Raw genomic sequence first — 17724 nt, forward strand, 5'->3', positions numbered from 1 at the left:
CTTTGATTTATCTATTAGAATCATCGTATTAGTTTCTTGTATATATTATGTTTATGTATCAATAAAAAACCCTTTGGTGAGATTGCCAAAGGGTTTTAAGAATCAAGAACTGATTATGCTATGAGTGAAGCGATAATAGTCGGATCAACTGGTTGAATAAATTCAGTGTCAGAACCCGAAAGTGTTACTACCCTACCATTTGATGCTGTATCAACAGTACCGGCGATTGTTTTAGCCATAAATTGACCATTAAGACCAAATGCTATCCAAGTACCTGTTTTTAACTTAACCAAAGCAGCTACTGGATTTGCTATCAAATTGGTTACAGCTGCTCTCGCATCTACTGAACCTAAATTTGTTAGTGTGAATGTAAGCTCCTTCACAATGTCAAATACACCACTTGTTTCTGTATAGGTGTAATCTTCTTTTATAGAAGCCTGATTTACTAACGTGCCATATTTTACGAATTTACTTGATGCCGTTACACCAATCGCGCTGATTAACCCTTGAGTCGAAGTGTACTTCTCTGTTGAGCCAGCTATATATGCCAAGTCCTCATAGCTTATTAAATATACGTCACTGTTAAGACCAGCACGGACGTTTTTTCCGCATTCTTTGCTTAACGCAACTAATGAACTACATGAAGCCATTTGAATGTTTTATTTTTTTGAAAAGGAGCTTTAGACAGCCCCTTTTTAACTTATGTTTTGATTGCCAATTGGCATAATTTAGAATTTGCCATATCCGATTTCGTTCACGTAAACAGGGACCACACCAAGTGAAAATCTTGAAGAAATCTTCACAGTGTCATCATCGTTTGAATACCATGACTTGAAGTCAATATCTGTCATCTCGCCACCTGATTGAAGATTTCTCAATCGCGCTGCAACAACGTGACCACCGTTAAGACCATTAACAGCAACGTACTTACCAGTAGTTCCTAAGATTGTACCCTCTTCTGGTAGATTGAATAAGTTCTTTTCAGCTAAGTCAGCAACATATTGGTCGAATACGTCTTTACCAACGAAAATTCTGAAATCATCCTGAGTCCTAACTTCTATAGGCATTAACGAATAAACCTTTTGCAGTTTTTGTAGTGTAGTTGAACCTGTAGCACCTGAAAGATTTACGTATGAACCAGCTTTGATTTGCTTTATAAACCCATCAATCATTTTTAGTGAAGATGATTGAGTTAAACCAGTATCACCTTGCCACACCATTTTTTCTAATTCTAACGAAGCTTTTTTACTGTTTAACTCTGCAATGTCAGAGTAAAAAGCCATATCAGTATAGTCTTGGCCTTTTTGCAATTCACCTTTAGCCCATGTTTTTTCTAAATCTCTTGAACAATATTCTTGGTTGATTTTTAGTGGTTTTATTGTAAGTGTTGCTTGTGATAAAACAGCACCACCATTAGCATTAAAACCACATGCTTGACCGTCTTGAATAACTACATCAGTATCTAACAATTGAATTGAGTTAATGCCTTTTGCAGTCGGATCAAATGAACCTGCATCATTTAGCATTTTAATAGTTTGTGATTCTAATATTGATTTAACCACAAATGCTTTGCCCTCTGTTTGGAAGGTTGGTAGGGCAGAAATGTTATAACCCATTTTTAATTTAATATTTTTATTATTTGCTGAATCGCGCAGCAATTTTTTTGTACTTATCCATCTCGTCAACCTGTACTTCAACACGGTTATCACTTGAGAACTGGGTAGGAATCTTCGACAAATCAGCGATTGCTGATTGCAATTCGGTAGAGAAAGACTTTAAATCTTCTTTGCTTGGTTGGTCAGGTTTAGCATCAGTTAGTGACTTGATAACTTCTTCGATTTTTGCTATCCTCGACTCTAAATCTTTAATAGCTTGTGATTCCTCTTTTACGGTTTCATCAGCTTTTGATTCTTCATCAGCTAACTCTTCTTGCTCTACTTCGGCAACATCACCATCTGATTTGATTTCAGAAATTTGTCCATCCTTTACCTCAATAATGACATCATTTACCAATGTGTATTCACCATCAGATGCAGGCTCGGAGCCATTTGGTGAAGAAATAGAAACGGGTGCACCAACTTCTAAAGAACCATATTCAATCACGGTGTCACTATCTTTAACCTTTACGGCCTCAAACTTTTCTTCGGTTGTCTCAGTGAAGAACTTCAATAACTTTTGAGCCGTTTCCTTTACAAGCTCAATTTTGTTTTTGTCCATTAATTCTTGTTCGTTTCCACTATATATTATGTGTTGGCGATGAATTAATTAATGAGTGCTTTGAGTGAGTCAAGGAAGTCATTAATCAGTGTTTCAGGTTCGTCAGATTTAGTAAGGCTGACACTTTTGTTAGTGTCTAATAACTTGAAGATGCCTTCAACAGAAAACCCCTTTATTTTGCCTGCTTTAATGTTATTCCAGACAGCCTCATCTTCAACTTTAACTCCTATTACCCAACTGCCATCAGGTGCTTTGATGCCATTTGGGGCATTTATATTTTTTGCTTCATCAGTAATATATGATTGAAAAATATATGAGTCAGCAGGTATTAAGGTATGTTCAATATTGGTGTTACTGAACAAGCCTTTTTTGGCAAATACCTGAGAAATTTGTCTGATGGTGGTTTTCGAAAAAACACAAGCATATTCACCAGTTTCAGGTGAGTTGCGATAGATAGGTTTATCAGGAATCAGGGCAAGACCTAATAACTCTTTTTTCTCATCGTTGACAGAGAAATATTCTTGAGCCGTTGAAAATGCAATAAAATCTGATTCAATGGCTGGGTTTTCAACTAACGCAATAGCAGAGACAAATGAATTATCCTCGGGGTTGATTTGTAATTCAATTAGTGGTAGTTTCTTATCTAACATATAGAGCCGTTTTGCCTATATATTATGGTCTGTAAGAAAGAAAGTGACTTAATGTAATTTATAGCAAGTCACTCTCTTTAATAGGTTGATTTGAATTTACCCAAGGTGCTTGAGTCTCTTTGATTATCGAGGTCTTTAGCAACTATGTATGCCCTTAATGGCTTCTGATTGTCATTGTTTGTGGCAACAGCATCAGTCAGATCCTTTGTACCATTGTTCTGCCTGGTTATCACCGTTGAATTAATGATAGGTGCAGTAAAAGAGCCAGTGTTACTTGAATCACCTTTGGTAGTTGGGATTTTAGTTGAAACAATCTTTTTCACGTTAAGGAGACCAGCAGCGATTACAGAGGCAGCAGTGGCAAAACCTAAAACACCCCCTTGTGCAAATGCTTTATTGGCTCCCACATAAGTATCAATAGTAGCAGCAGCCACGGCCATGGCCTTACCGGCAACAGTTTGGTCACCAACTAATCCCGACAAACTTGCTAAACCACCACCAATAGCTTCATAAGTGGCTAACTTTGCTTCTCTTTCTTTTTTGTCTAATTCGATACGCGCATTGACACCATCCGCTGTAATGTCTCCCAATGCTTTGGTATGTTGTGCTAATAATTCTTGTTCAGCATCATATTGACCTTGTACCTGTGTTTGTTTAAGAGCATAGGCAGCATTTTCGGCATCTAACTTAGCTTTTTCAATGGCTGTAATCTTTGCTGCTGCTTCATCGGGTGTATCAGTCGGTGATGGACGATTAGCATTTTCAGCATTAACCAAATTTGCATTTGCTTTTTGAGAATTAGCAGTTGCGGTTTCTTGTTCTGTGTTTCGAGATAATTGAAAGTTTCTATCAGCCTCAACACTGGCTCTTTCTTTTGGGGTAACTCCTTTAGCTAATAAATCATCAGCTTTTTTATTAATCTCCGCGGCCTTTTTTTCAAATTCTGTAAAATAAGCTTGATTAACTTCATCATCATATGCTGCGATTGCATCAGAATATTTCTTATTGATTTTCTGCTCTTCCAACTTTCGAGCAGTAACAAGATTAGCATACTCGACATTATAATCTTTAATATCTCTTTTGCGTTTCTCAAGTAAAGCAAATTCCTTTTTGTATTTTACATCAAGGTCGTTTAGCTCTATGGTTCTCGCATCTTTTGACCCGTCTCTAATGATTTTTAAAGCATCATCATTATTCTTCTTGATAGAATCTAAATCAGCTTTTCTTAATTGAGCTGCTTTATCGGCAGCAGCTTTGGCTATTTTATCAGCCTCATCTTTTCTCCTTTTAGCTTCAGTGTTGACTAAAACAGTTAATTCAGATTCTGCGTCTGCTTTATTCTTGGCATATTCTTTATCATCTTTATCAAGTGTGGCAATCCTAAGCTTTTGATTTTTAACTTCTAAATCATAGATAGATTGACCAAGAGCTTTTCTTTCTTTAATGATTCTCTCATTAGCTTCAATTTCTTTTTTGACACGTTCTTTTCTTTCTTCTTCTGCTTGTTCTTTGGCCTTTGCAGCAGCACCATCTTTATAGTTTTGTACAATGTCGAACCCTGACTTTATGTCATTCATTGCGGCAGTGAAATCGCCCTGAATTACATCTATTAAAACTTTTATAGGAGTGATTAAATATTGTAGAATTGCATTCCCAACACCAAATACTACTTGTGTGATTTCTTTAAGAATGCCACCAGTTTTACCCAGTGATGGAAATAATTTTTCAACCGCTGTCTTGACCTTTTCCCAGTTAGTTATCAGGTACGCTAATGCAGATATAATTAAACCTATACCAATAGCCTTTAAAGCCAAACCAAACCCAGTTGTGGCGACGGTCGCGGCCTCGGTAGCAACGGTTGAACCCTCCATAGCGAGGGCTTGGGCACCAGTGGCAACAGCGGAGGCTTCTTGTATAATGGCTGTCTCTGCATTAACTGTATTGTTGACCTGTGTAGCAACAGTTTGTTCTTGAGTGGCTGCTTTGGATAAGCCCAAGATTCTACCAAGGTCACGCCATGTGTCTTTTAAGTCGTTTACACTGTCAATTGCATCGGCGAACGCCATGATGCCTTGAAGTTTAGCAATAGTTTCGGTAGCCGTGCCTGATTCAACACCGAGAAAGGTTAAAGCTCCAGCGTAACCCTGAACAGCTTTAGCACCAAAAGTTGCAGCATTACCTAAAACCCTAAATTTGTTATCCGGATCAAGAGCTTTGATTGAATTTCTCGTTTCATCTATTTGATTTCGGATATCAGCAACTCGCCTTGCAGTTTCGGTATATTCTCGTGTGTTTTGCTGACCAGCAGCTAGCATCCTTTGAAGTTGGTTGGTCGCCTCTCGTAATTCTTGCTTTAAAGTCTTAGCGGGAGCAGCCATATTTACTTGCCCGGCCTGTTGTGCTGACTGGTTTAAATTTTTTACCTGTTGTTGTGCTTGAGATACTTCCTCTTGCCCAGTGACGCTAATATTTATAAGAACGTTGCTTTGTTGTGAGTTACCACCACCATTTGCCATTAATAAGTAGTCATTTACTACTATATATTATGGCCGTTAAATCATAATCATAGGTGGTCTTGGTGGTATGTTGCTACCAGTTCCAACACTTGAAGCAGTGCCAGCTACCACTGGAAAGTAAGGTGTGATATTAATCTTTTGTGCTTTGAGAGACGAAGTTTCAAACCTATTAGTGTATTCCAATTCCAAAATTTTATAGTAAGCATTGCCATATTGATTGTGTATGAAAATTGGAGTTTTCAAATCGAGATTTGATATGTTAGATTCATTAAACAAGACATCACAGTTTATTATAACATTATTTGTATCGGTTATCTCTTGCAACTGTCTATCATAATGATTTGTAAAAAGATTTGGTGTAATATAAATTCTATCACTTACTGGAAAATAATATTGACCAGTGATACCAAAGTTTAAATCTGAAAGTATATTACTTACATCTGTGCTACCATTAGCATACCTCAAGTGAGAAGCTTGACCATAAGATGAATAGATACCAGTTGTTGGGATTTCTATTATTGGAGTAAAATTCCAATCATTGCCTGATTGAATCATAGTTCCAATTTGATAGTCCGAACAAATCTTTACACCATTATAGAACAAGATTCTTGGGTTAGATTTCATTGGCTTATGACCACTATCATCTGATGTATAAATCTCGGCTGCAAGTCTACCAGTGTTGGCAATATTTACAATAGGTGTCGGTGAGAAACTTAATTCTACAGTCTTTGCCTCGGCTGTACCTTCTGTATAAGTTTCAGTAAATTCACCATAGATTTCTTTGTAGGTATTTGTATAAAGCGTGTTATAAAAATCAGTGTCTGATTTATATTTAAAAGTGTATTTGTTGGCAACTTTATCAAAGGCTGACATGACAAAATCTTTGTTATAATCAATCTTCAAAGTGACATCAATGCTGTTGGTGGCTGAAATGATATTCTGTGGTAAAGTCTTAGAATAATAATCGTTGTAAGTTTCGAAGATGATGTGTCTCGGATTAAATAAGTCGGAATAACTGAAAAGATTAAACATCAGCGATAGGGACTTGATGAAATCTTTCTGTTTTAAGTTAGAAACAGCTTCGGGTTTAATTGTATCGCCTTTCAACACACTATAAGAAACTGTGCTAGCAGTTACACCGGGTGTTCTAACAGTACCACCATTTAAAGTAAGCGTGTACTTTTTATCAAACCTTTGATTGTCAGGCTGTAATAAATCAACTGAAATATAAAAGTCACTATCACCAGCTAAAGTTGTTTGAGCAACGTTTAAGGTAATATCATTTCTGGTCGTGCTTGTGCCATTACTTAAATCACCGACTAAAACTTCACCTAATAAATTATAATTTCCTAAATCAACCCAGTTCCCGTAATCGGTATCGTGATTGCGTTTTGAACGTATGTAAGCTCTTAAATAAGCTTTTAGTTGACGGCCTGAATTATTCGCAAAGTAGATGCTGTTAAAATGAATAGATATGTCAGAAATCAAAGTTCTGTTAAGTGTAAAAAGAGTATTATAGTTACCATCGTACATCCACTGTGATGGAGTTAAGGTGTTATTGTTGATGGATGTTAGACCATCAGGGAATTTGATTATGTTAATCAATCTTGCACCACCCTGATAATGAGTATCACCATCATTATATGAGAATGTTTGAGTCCCGTTAAGGTTCATTGAAAACAATTGTACTCCCCTCACTGATTGAGACAAAAACTCTCTATTATCCGGAACTATCAATTGATTAAATGCAGTTTTGAAATCATTTGAACCTTTCAATTCATAAGTGAAACCAGCTAAATCATCTTGAGCAAACATTTTGTCTAAATAGGTTTTGACATATATAGATGGTCTGAAATTATTGATGTGTATCTTGTTTATATCTTCTGCTTTGGGGCTATTGCCCTCACCATAATTTATAAAGGGATAAACATAACCCGACCCAGTTGCCGATAACGTATTGACACCGTTAATAGCATTCATGTTGTACCAACTATTAGTGATGTTATTCACTCGATACTCATGTTTATACTCTGAAAAATCAAGGTCACTTAAATACTTATCACCTAACAAAGAATAAAAGTTGAAGATGTTTCCTGTTATGATACATTCATAAACTATCTCTCCACCTTTCATTGTAGCTTTCTGAAATTCTAAAAAACCCTTTAAAATTAGAGTAGAATTTTCAAAGACCTGACATTCTACCTGTTTGTTAACAGAAAAATTAACAAATAAGTTCCCCACAATTTCAGGGTCTACAAAACGAGATTGGTTAAATACATTGCCGAAGATTTTATTATTGGTTTTAGTTCCTTTAAAAGTTAGATTCTTACTTAAATTATCTTTACGACTACTAATATCAGCTATATCAGTTATGCTAAATGTTGTAATCAAATCCAAATCTTCACAGTCTAATTCAGCGTAGTTATCCACATCATCAAGCAAGAAGATTTGATAGTTTAGATTTTTCATATTCCTTTCTTATATATATTATTACTACACTTGCATTAATCAATAATTGTAACATCATAAAAGAAGATTATGGCATCAACAGACAAAGCATTAGAAGTATTACAAGAGACTCTTACATCATTAGAATCAGGATTGATAGATTCGACCACAATCATTAATTCAACTTATAAAGAAGCGGTAGCTTTAGCAAACAAGGCACATAAAGATGCGATTGCTTTAGCAGAGAAAACTAAAAAAGATTCGTTATCTAAATTCACCAGTGAGAAATTAGAAATCACTAAGATTAAAACGGCAATTAAGGCTTTAACTGGTGATACATCTAAAACAGTAAAACCAAAAGAAACAAAAAGACAGCCCAAAAATTGGAATGATAAAATAGCCGCTGCTTACAAGGAATTACCAGAGGGTTCACCGAGAAAAGATGTCATTAAAAAAGTGGCTGAACTTTTCCCTGAAGTCGACTTGTCTAAAGACAAAGTAAATCTCAATGCAGCTATTGGAACATATAATAGAGCCAACGGTATCGAACCTAAGAAGTAACTAATCGAACAAAAAGGCTACCGCAATTGGTAGCCTTTTTTATGCTTTTACTTATTGTAAATTACATCAGGTTAATTATTGATTACCTCCTCGATAATCATCGAGGTAACACCTGACCTATCACCACTTGTATTTTGACAGTTGATGCTAATCATTGGTGAAGTATAGCCATCATTGGCTGCATCACCTGACACTGCAGGGAGTGATATGAGAGTTGGTGAAACGTTATTTAGTGTCAATATCTGTGATACGTTACCACCACCATTGATAAATTTACCTGTTCCAGTGCCATTTGCTCTAACTAACATCGTTCCATCTACTCCATCATATAGCCAGCTATAAAGCTTGATGTTATATATCTTGGTTGTATCAAGTTTCATCAAGGCAAATGTTAAATAAGCCTGTGCATCTGAACCCATTACTGCGGTTACTGTTCTTACTTCAATTGGGAACTGACCATTTACTGGGTCACCAGTGGTGAAATATGATGCAGGGTTACTACTAACATCAATAATATTCTGTAAGTGTGATGTTGGATTACTTTCCACCATCACGAACTTATAAGCGGTTATGGCACCGCTATCTGTTTTAGTTGGTATCACTAATTGAGAATTGTTGTATGACCTGCCTGTCAGATTGTAATGGTTCCAATCGTTGGGAGCCGATGAAATATTGGCATCATTAGTCATGTTAATTTTAATACGCTTACTTAACAGTGAAGCATCGTTAAGTCTGTTAGTAATCGTTTGATTTGAAATTGAGTTAACTTTAACTCCATAGATTGATTGCAGCGTACCATTTACACCATCATAAGAAAATCTAATTGCATTTGATGAATTAGTAACTGATGCAGATAAATAAACGTTAACTTTAGTGTTATCAGTCGGGTTTAATCCCACAGATATTGCACTAATGTATCTGTTAAGTGTACCAGGTGCTTCAATCACGGTGAAGTAACTTTCAAGACCCGATGGATCATCAATTGGCAAACTAAACTGTAATGTTAATCTATCTCCTGAATAGCCAGTTTGAGCAGATTGTAAAGTCGGTGGAACTAATGAAATTGGGTCAGTCGTAGTGTTTAACGTAGCTGTATAATTACCATAAGATAACCCTTTAAACGCTCTTAATTTGTAGTAGTAAGATGTGTTTGCAACTAATCCATCGTCTTTATACGATGTTGCCGTGTTTGCAATAGTCGCAACCTTTGTATAAACACCGGCTGATGCATTACTTCGCCACAATTCGAACCCATCAATGTAATCAGCATCAACTTGACCATATGTCCATGTAACAGTAATTGATGATGGCGATTTTGATGAACTATTAAAGGCACCAGGCACTGCAATAACTTTAAGTGTTTGTACACCGTAGGATGTAGTAGTATTTGATAAAACATTATCCTTTTCAAATTGCAATCGATAGTAATAAGTGGTGTACTCATTCAGACCATTATCTGTATAAGTACCGTTATCGATGTACCCATTATAAATTTCTGTAAATCCAGTCGATGGGTTGTTACTTCTATATACTCTTGTATTATTGAGACCAAGATTTTTATCACTCCACACTAATTTAATTTGGGATGGTGTCAGAGCCTGAATAATTACATCCATTGGGTCAGTCAATTTTGCTGTACCAATGTTGTAGGTAAAGATGATTTTCGGTGTGGCTGTAACCGCTGTCGTTAATTTTCTCGCGCTACCATCAAGTACTGTAGATGTATTGCCATTTGTACCTATTTCAAGGTGAGAATTATGTAAATCATCAAAGCTTATCCAATCAATAGAACTTTCAGATCCACCGACCTTAAAATCAATATTTACTGATTGCGTAACGCTATCATTACCTAACCACATCACTAACATTGGTTTCCGACTATTGTCAACAGGTTTATAAGCCAACACCCATAAATCAGGGTCAGTAGTTTTTGATACCACCTCATTTGTCATTGCTGCACCTGATAATCTTACAGCATGACTAAATTTATATCCAGCCATTGCTTTTTGAAAGGCAGTAGCATAGTAATACGCTTGAGTTGGTGGTCTATTAGCTGCACCATTGGGACCATCTAAATAACCTGATGTAGCGAAGGTTACCCAAGGGTTGGCAATGTTAGGTGGAAAGTCTGATAACCAGTTCAAACCGAAAATTGCATATTGAAGTAACGTATCAATCCCCAAATAATCGGCAATTAAAAATGTTCTCAATGTCCAAAGTGCTTTTTTCCAACCTCGTCTAACATAATCAACATCATTTGGAGCTATGATTGAACCTTTATGTTCATCATAACCTATTTCAGAAATCATAAATTTCAAATGCTGTGCTGATGGATATCTATTCCTGAAATCAACATGTGTATTTGCATATTTAATGAAATCTCCCCTTTCAGGTGGTTCGCCATAGAGGTCATATCGCGCATAAGCATTATCATAATTAATAGCACCGCCAGTAACATTGTAGAAGTGTTCATTAATAAAATGAATTGGGTAATCTCCCACACCTCTATTTACATCCCACCATCTAAGCATTGCCATCTTGTAACCAATTGGAACAGATGTCAAACCTACCATCACTGCCACAGCATCAGGGTCAGCATCTTTAATACCGAAGCCAGCACCCATTGCGCCTTTATGCCCATCGTAGCAAGCTGATATTATAGCTGCTAATTCTTCGGGATTAGTATATCTTTCTGTACTTGTAGAGGCTGCTGAACATTCATTAATACCCAATTCATAATACTTGACATAACCCAAGCCTTTTTTGATTGTATCTGATGGATGTATTCTGAATAAGCTATTAGGCTGATTTGATTTTGATCCATAACGAGCTGCAACTTGCCAATAAAACTGGGCTATGAATTTATAATTTAACGGATTCGTTGTGTACTCAAGAGTCATAGGATAGCCCCAGTCAAGGGGTTTTCTCTCTCTAACTGCATCGGGTGGTACATCATCATTTGATAAGAAGTATGGAGAACTTACAACACAGAATATAATGTCCATTCCATTATCTTTTACTGATTTGAAATAGACATCACTATCACCTACATTACTTTTAGCAAACTTATACTGGATATTCTCAAGCGTGACATCTGCCCCACCACCCTGTTGGTACATAGGTGTTTCATCATTATACCAAACTGGGTTGGAATAAAGTCTCACCGTCTTAGCTACTGTTGCAGTGAATGGTACATCATTAACAATATTTGAGTTTGTTCCAATACGCTCTGGCAAAGTCAATGACGGTGAAGTATTCTTATATTTTACTCCTTTTAAATTTTGTGCAGAAAGTCTTTTTCCTTTGAACACAACCCCATACCAAGAACTACGCTCATTTGGTGCAACTGTGATTTTGATAAATCTTACATCAGTTGAAAAGCCCGGATCTAAATCAAGTCCAGTCCATTCATTTTTAGGTTCTTCGCCAGTGTACTGACCAGCATAATTATAATTAGTACCATCAGATGACGTATATACATTTTTCCAGTCCGAACCCACTGCAGGATTCAAGAAAACAGTGTTGACTTGATATGCATCTTCTAAATCGAAGATGAATGTTTGCTCTTGATTATAATAGTCATCTTTGAATTGGTTGGTATGTACCATTACCATTGGTCGAGCAGATACGCCCACAGGCAATCCGTTTTGAAGGGTAATGCTACTATAATCAACTAACCATTTTTCATCTAAAATAATTCCATCGGTATCTACTTTAAACAACGTACTGTAAGTAGTGACATTTTCCGATTTAACTGGAATCAGAATATCTACATCTCCTGATGAACCGCCACCCTCAAGAGGTAAAGTAGTGAACTGAATTACATTTGATAATGCCCCTTCACGAGTTTTGCCATACGTGGTTTTGGTAGCCACAACAGCAACATAATAAATTTGCTTCGGTGTTAGTTTTGTTAGGTTAAAGCTCTCTAATTGACCTGCTGCTTTAGGCACATAACTGTTCTTAAACACACCCAAAGAGTTTAACTGAACAGTGTTATCAAATGGAGCATTTGAATAATAGATAATGTACTTATCAGCGTTTAATGTTTGATTGCCTGATGGTGCAGTGAATTGAATTTGCACAGTTGTAGCATCAAGATAGTTCCACTTTAAATCTATGATTGCACTTGGACTTGATATATCGTCCGCTGGGGTTAGTATCGTGCTATTCCAATAGATACCCGAGTCATCTACATAGTATTCCAAAAGAGTAGTTTTGTTGGGCGTTGGTTCAACTGTGATATTACCGAAATGACCTTCGGGTAACGTAACGGTATGAAATCCTACTGAATTTTGGCGTACTAAGACGCGACCAGTTTCTCCCAATGTTGGTGTACTCACACCTAATTCTAAATCACTTGTAAGAAGTATCTTGTTTAACTTCGACATTCATAATATTTAATTTTATCAGATGCCATCTTCGACATTTGCATCTCCATTGGCATCTATTTCTAAGTAGCCAAAGGTTGGGAAATCAGTATCACTATAACAATAGCTATCTACTTCAACGTAAGGTATGTTTGGCGGTAAGAAATCATCATTTAATGGTGCATAATTGACAATATCTATACCTGTTGGGGCAGTAAATTGTATTGTTTGCCTTATCAATCCATTGCTTAGTCTCACCTTACCCACTTCATAAGAAGTGTTATTGATACTTATTGGCTGGTAAGTGCCGTCTGATAGTTTGACATACACTTCGGGAGACATAAATAATTGCTTCAAATACCTTGAATCAACATCGTTTAACGGTTGGCTAACAACTGTAAAAGTTGATTCGGTATTAACGGTAATAGTTCTCTTTTCAGAATTGAAGATGTTATTATTGATGTTACTGTATAAGCCACTATCATTGAAACCGAATGATGATTTCGTCATTGTAGTCTTGCTAACGTTAATCGCTTCTTTCGGATTTATGAAGTAACAAGAATCATATCCACCTTTAGCATTAGCATGAACTAAAATGACTGGCTCATCCTGACACTTCAACTGTTCATATTGATAGAATCTTAACTTTGTTTTCTGTACCCCGTTAACGTCTAATAATTGCAAGGTGAAATATTTCACTGGTTTGAAATCAATGTTGAAATAGGTAGCCAATGCTAAAGGTGATGCATTGATTCGGAATGCAGTTGTGTAGTTCGAATACGTTAGCCCATAGTTACCTATGTAATGATTATTTCTATCATATAACTTCAAGGTCAAGACAAAGGACGGTAAGTCTTTATTCAAGACATATAGCAGCTCTGTTGAATGATAATGAACTTTTGAGTAGTTAGGCTTATCGGTAAGAAATAATGAGTTAGTTGCGCCCGAAAAGGCTTGCAAAACGAAGTTATTGTAGTCGTAATGGTTGTACTGGGTGTTATTTAAACTGCCGTTCCATATATAATACACATCAGTCTCAAATGCTGCGCCATTGATAATATCATTGCCACTTACTACTTTTTCTGTAATGATTAACTTGAAATCTTTAAGAATTTCTGTAGCCGGCTCGATTAAATTTAAAGAAACGTCTAAATAATAATCAGTCTGATTTGATAATATAGATGAAAGGTCAAATGATGTTTTCTTCGGTTGATTTGGAAAGACCTGGTATCGTTGATTAGCAAGCAACATTTCAGAGGCTGTCATTACCTTAACTTCAAAATACAAGATGTTAGAATTATCTGATTGAAGTTGAAATATCACTGGGCTTTGAACTGGTACAAATAGCTGAGGTTGCTGAATGAGCGTAATCATTTATAGAGCATCTTTACTCTATATATTATGTTTCAGTTTACTTTTCTGATATTAGTATTATGAAATATTACCCACTTAAAGAAGTTGCTAAGCTTTCAGATATAGACATGTTTGTCTTAGTTGAATACCTTAATGAAAAAGGCTATGACATTGAATTGGACGAAGCATTTGACTACGAGGATATTTCAGAACATTATCTCCAATTGGTATTAGAAGAAAAGGTTATTATTAAACAGCGGGAACTTTTGAGAGTTGCTGAAATTAATCACAAACTCAAATACTTGAAAAACAAAAAAGACAAACTTGATGAGGAATGGGGCGCAAGCAGAAATTTTGAGGCTGTCTCAAATTTTATAAATGAAGAATTAGAAAAGATTAATTCATTTATAGCTACTATTAACAAGTTACGTCATCAAATGATGGATTATATCGAAGGTCCATACATGCCAAGAAATTCCGACAAAAACAATAGATACTATATTTATAACTCTTATGGTTTCGTAATGGAAGTAGGAACATTAGAAGAAGCAAGGGAGCAAGCCCGTCAGTTCAACGGTGTCATAAAGGATATTCGCGACAATACAGTTCGATAGTTATCTACCCATTGCCTTGTTATAAATATCAGTACCGTATCTATCTGTAATGCCCGATGTAATTAAATCAGCCGTGAACCCAGCCACAGATTTTGATAAATCTTCGACCAATTTGGGTAGCTCTTTAGAAAAAATGTCTTGAGGCTTAAAACCTTCATTGTAAACTTTTTTCGCCATAGCCCAAGATGCTGACTTAATAGCCTTATCATCCCCTTTCATATCATCAAATGGTGATGGATTACCACCGTAATTCTCTTCGTTTCTAAGATTGATATTTTTGCGTTTGATGTATTCTTCAAACACATTAGCCGGTGGCATCTTGTCAGTGTATTTAAACGGGCTATTTGGTGCCAATGTAGATGATTTGGCACCCTTTACACCCTTATCTTGATAGATTAAATAAGCTTCACCTATAATATTGATACTCGTTTCTGTAACTTGTAACTTCAAGTCCTCAATCTTCCCAGTAACAGGCATATCAGCGGATTGTATATTGGCTTTAACTCTTTCGATAAAAGCGGCAGCGTCATTTTCCATGGTGGAAAACACATCTTGGAATTCAAAGCTACTACGATTAGAGCCAAGTGAATCTAATTGGGATAGGGCGTCTTGTCTTGCCTGCGCTCTTGCTGATGATAAACTATTTGTTGCCATTACTTTTTATACTTTGATTCTATCAACGCTACCTTTTCTTTGAGTAATGTTGCCAGTGTCAGCACCTCGGCCACATTTCTTTGCATGGTCTGAAACAATGTCTCCCGTGTGTAGTCAGCTACATTTTTAGCTATTTCGAACCAGCCCCAGCGTTTATTGAAGTCATCCTCAAGTGATTTATTTAACTCACTGATTAATGACTTCGGCTGAACAGCTTCAATATCATTCTCCATATCTGTTTCAGACTCATCTTTACTAATCGCTTGGCCAAAGAAATCTGAAAAGTTCTCAAAGATTTCTTGGTTGATGTTTGCAGCATAAAAAAACCCTCGTACACCTCTGATACGCTCATTGATTCAATTTCTTGTTCACTACGATTTGCAACTACTAATTTCATTATCTCAGTTACGTGATTTAAATGATTTGGCATTAACTTCTGATAATTGACAAACTCATCATAAGTCAGGCTATCAATCACCTTAACCTTTAAACTGGTTTTAGAAGGCTGTGGCTCATTATTAAAATAAGCTATGCCATTCATCAATGGAATGATTTCAGTGACTGGTAGCCGTTCTAAATCGATAACAGGGATATTCAGTAGCTTAGACAGTATTGAGAATTGTATGTAACTACCCCATTCTTCATCATCTTCTATCCAATCAGGCTTTTCACTCGGCAAAGTGTTGATAATATCGAAGTATATTTTGTGATTCAGTTCATCATAGGACTTAGGCAATCGGTTAATCAGGCTCATTTCATTAATCATTTCTACTATATATTATTTAACCAAAGCCAAATCCTGATAAGAAGTTACCATTGGCTGGGACTTGTTTCAAGCCACGATTAGCTAATGCTAATGAGATTACACAGTCATCATGGCCACCGGGTGTGTTACCATAAGTTATATGACCGGTACGCGAATAAAAATATTCGAAAATTGAAAGTTCACGGGCTGTAACGTCATTGAACTTCAAATTGCCTTTCTCAATATCCAATATCATTTCAGTGATTAACTTAGGCTTCGACTGGCCTGTGAACTCAAATCCTTGAATATTTGCAACTCCTTCACGCTGCAACGATTCATAGATAGCGTCACCGATGGATCCGTGTGTACTGTCAATTACTTTAAGTATGTGTTGCGGTAGAGCTTTAATTCTTTGCTTAGTAAATTCATTATCTCTTTGAAATCTTTCAAAGTATGTGGTCACTCCCAATTCATCTAACCCTGTGATAACGGTGTAATCTGAATACTTCGCTATGTCAATACCATACACCACGGTTTGATTTGTTGATAGTGTAGATATTGTGTTGGCTTCGATATGGTTTAGAGCAACGACCGCATTGCTATTAGCGTTTGGAATTGCTAAGTACTCTTGTTGAAAAGCGGCCTCGGGTAAAGATGCTTTCGCAGCATCTATCTCATCATTATCAATAAATGGGTTATCATAAGTTGAGTATTGAAATGATTGATAACCATTTTCACCATTCAGCCCCTTGAGATACAATGTGTAGAAATAGTTTTTGCCTCGGGGTGTAGAGATGAACAGAGCATTACCCTTGTAGTCAGTCAGGGTCGGACGGATAGAATTTAGCCAGGCACTTTCAAGGTCGGGAATGTAAGCAGCTTCATCAATTATTACAGTGTGAAACTTCCTGCCGCGAAATGCGTCTAACCTCTCTCCAGTAAGAAATGAAAGTGTTCCACCAGTTCTAAGCGTGATAATCAAATCGGACTTGTTAGCCGATTTAATAAGAGCAACTGGAATGCTTCTAAGAACGTCAGCAAAAAATATTCTACCCAGTTGATATGTTGGAGTTACATAGGCAACATGCTTTCCTTCAATAACACCAAGTATCGATATGATTTGGCTGATTAACGATTTGCCCCAACGTCTACCACATAAGAGTACTTTAAAACGTGCCTTACTATCTAAAACAGCTTTTTGTCCAGCGTGTGGCCTTGGTAGTTTAATGCTGATATCCAATTATTCATCAGCATCATTTTTATGGTCAATATCTTCGAAACTTATGTTGATATTGATTTCACCAGTATGTTCTACCGTATCATCATTCTTATTTAATGTTGGTAGCACATATTTGGCAACAGCATTGAGAATTGTCCACTGTTTAAACTTATCCATTTTGGCTAAATCCTCTGCTAATTGGTCAACTTTATCAGAGAGTACTAATTGGATAGCATCACGTATCTCTTGTGTAGTTTTATTTTTCGTGCCTTTTTTTCGGCCACCTGTCTTTTGCTGTCCCTTATGAAACATAATATTCTGTTCTCCTACAGGTATATATTATGTTTTGAGAATTATATTTAGCTTTACCGAAACAC

General features: G+C 36.4%; 15 protein-coding genes. 2 read left to right on the forward strand and 13 right to left on the reverse strand.

The annotated features are described in order from the left end of the window. Positions 1–113: 113 nt before the first annotated feature. From FPZ42_RS07650 to FPZ42_RS07675, 6 genes are all read right to left on the reverse strand, one after another. Positions 114–650, reverse strand: a complete 537-nt coding sequence (locus FPZ42_RS07650; RefSeq protein WP_186458714.1) for a hypothetical protein — start codon at positions 648–650, stop codon at positions 114–116. 78 nt (positions 651–728) lie between these two features. Next, a complete protein-coding gene (locus FPZ42_RS07655) occupies positions 729–1658 on the reverse strand; it encodes a hypothetical protein (protein ID WP_186458715.1) in 930 nt (309 codons plus the stop codon). Next, complete coding sequence (locus tag FPZ42_RS07660; protein WP_146269999.1) at positions 1636–2217, reverse strand: hypothetical protein; 582 nt, start codon at positions 2215–2217, stop codon at positions 1636–1638. The genes FPZ42_RS07655 and FPZ42_RS07660 overlap by 23 nt, the downstream gene beginning before the upstream one ends. Positions 2218–2261: 44 nt before the next feature. Beyond that, the gene (locus FPZ42_RS07665) at positions 2262–2867 is read right to left on the reverse strand and encodes an XkdF-like putative serine protease domain-containing protein (RefSeq protein ID WP_146270001.1); all 606 of its coding nucleotides are present in this window, start codon (positions 2865–2867) and stop codon (positions 2262–2264) included. A 77-nt stretch (positions 2868–2944) separates the two neighbouring features. Then, positions 2945–5383: a hypothetical protein gene (locus FPZ42_RS07670; protein ID WP_146270003.1), complete on the reverse strand. Its 2439-nt coding sequence runs from the start codon at positions 5381–5383 to the stop codon at positions 2945–2947. Between the two features lie 36 nt (positions 5384–5419). After that, entirely contained in the window at positions 5420–7852 is a 2433-nt protein-coding gene (locus FPZ42_RS07675; protein ID WP_146270005.1) for a hypothetical protein, read from the reverse strand. Positions 7853–7921: 69 nt separating this feature from the next. Between FPZ42_RS07675 and FPZ42_RS07680 the strand changes: the two genes are divergently transcribed. After that, positions 7922–8392, forward strand: coding sequence for a hypothetical protein (locus FPZ42_RS07680; RefSeq protein ID WP_146270007.1), 471 nt, complete (start codon positions 7922–7924; stop codon positions 8390–8392). 71 nt (positions 8393–8463) lie between these two features. Here the strand turns inward: FPZ42_RS07680 and FPZ42_RS07685 are convergent, their stop codons facing one another. Beyond that, complete coding sequence (locus FPZ42_RS07685) at positions 8464–12783, reverse strand: fibronectin type III domain-containing protein (protein WP_146270009.1); 4320 nt, start codon at positions 12781–12783, stop codon at positions 8464–8466. A gap of 18 nt (positions 12784–12801) precedes the next feature. Continuing rightward, positions 12802–14136: a hypothetical protein gene (locus FPZ42_RS07690; RefSeq protein WP_146270011.1), complete on the reverse strand. Its 1335-nt coding sequence runs from the start codon at positions 14134–14136 to the stop codon at positions 12802–12804. 59 nt (positions 14137–14195) lie between these two features. On the opposite strand from FPZ42_RS07690, the gene FPZ42_RS07695 reads away from it, so the two are divergent. Next, the gene (locus FPZ42_RS07695) at positions 14196–14729 is read left to right on the forward strand and encodes a hypothetical protein (RefSeq protein ID WP_146270013.1); all 534 of its coding nucleotides are present in this window, start codon (positions 14196–14198) and stop codon (positions 14727–14729) included. Here the strand turns inward: FPZ42_RS07695 and FPZ42_RS07700 are convergent, their stop codons facing one another. Genes FPZ42_RS07700 through FPZ42_RS07720 form a run of 5 tightly spaced genes read right to left on the reverse strand, consistent with a single transcriptional unit; the run spans position 14730 to position 17659 of the window. After that, the gene (locus FPZ42_RS07700) at positions 14730–15383 is read right to left on the reverse strand and encodes a hypothetical protein (protein ID WP_146270015.1); all 654 of its coding nucleotides are present in this window, start codon (positions 15381–15383) and stop codon (positions 14730–14732) included. Next, on the reverse strand, positions 15383–15616 hold the full coding sequence (locus tag FPZ42_RS07705) for a hypothetical protein (RefSeq protein WP_146270017.1): 234 nt from the start codon (positions 15614–15616) through the stop codon (positions 15383–15385). Before FPZ42_RS07705 ends, FPZ42_RS07700 begins: the two co-directional genes overlap by 1 nt. Next, complete coding sequence (locus FPZ42_RS07710) at positions 15577–16137, reverse strand: hypothetical protein (RefSeq protein WP_146270019.1); 561 nt, start codon at positions 16135–16137, stop codon at positions 15577–15579. Before FPZ42_RS07710 ends, FPZ42_RS07705 begins: the two co-directional genes overlap by 40 nt. A 28-nt stretch (positions 16138–16165) precedes the next feature. Then, positions 16166–17368: a terminase large subunit domain-containing protein gene (locus tag FPZ42_RS07715; RefSeq protein ID WP_146270021.1), complete on the reverse strand. Its 1203-nt coding sequence runs from the start codon at positions 17366–17368 to the stop codon at positions 16166–16168. Further along, complete coding sequence (locus FPZ42_RS07720) at positions 17369–17659, reverse strand: hypothetical protein (RefSeq protein ID WP_146270023.1); 291 nt, start codon at positions 17657–17659, stop codon at positions 17369–17371. Positions 17660–17724: the final 65 nt, after the last annotated feature.

This window comes from Mucilaginibacter achroorhodeus, assembly GCF_007846095.1.
Lineage (GTDB): Bacteria > Bacteroidota > Bacteroidia > Sphingobacteriales > Sphingobacteriaceae > Mucilaginibacter > Mucilaginibacter achroorhodeus.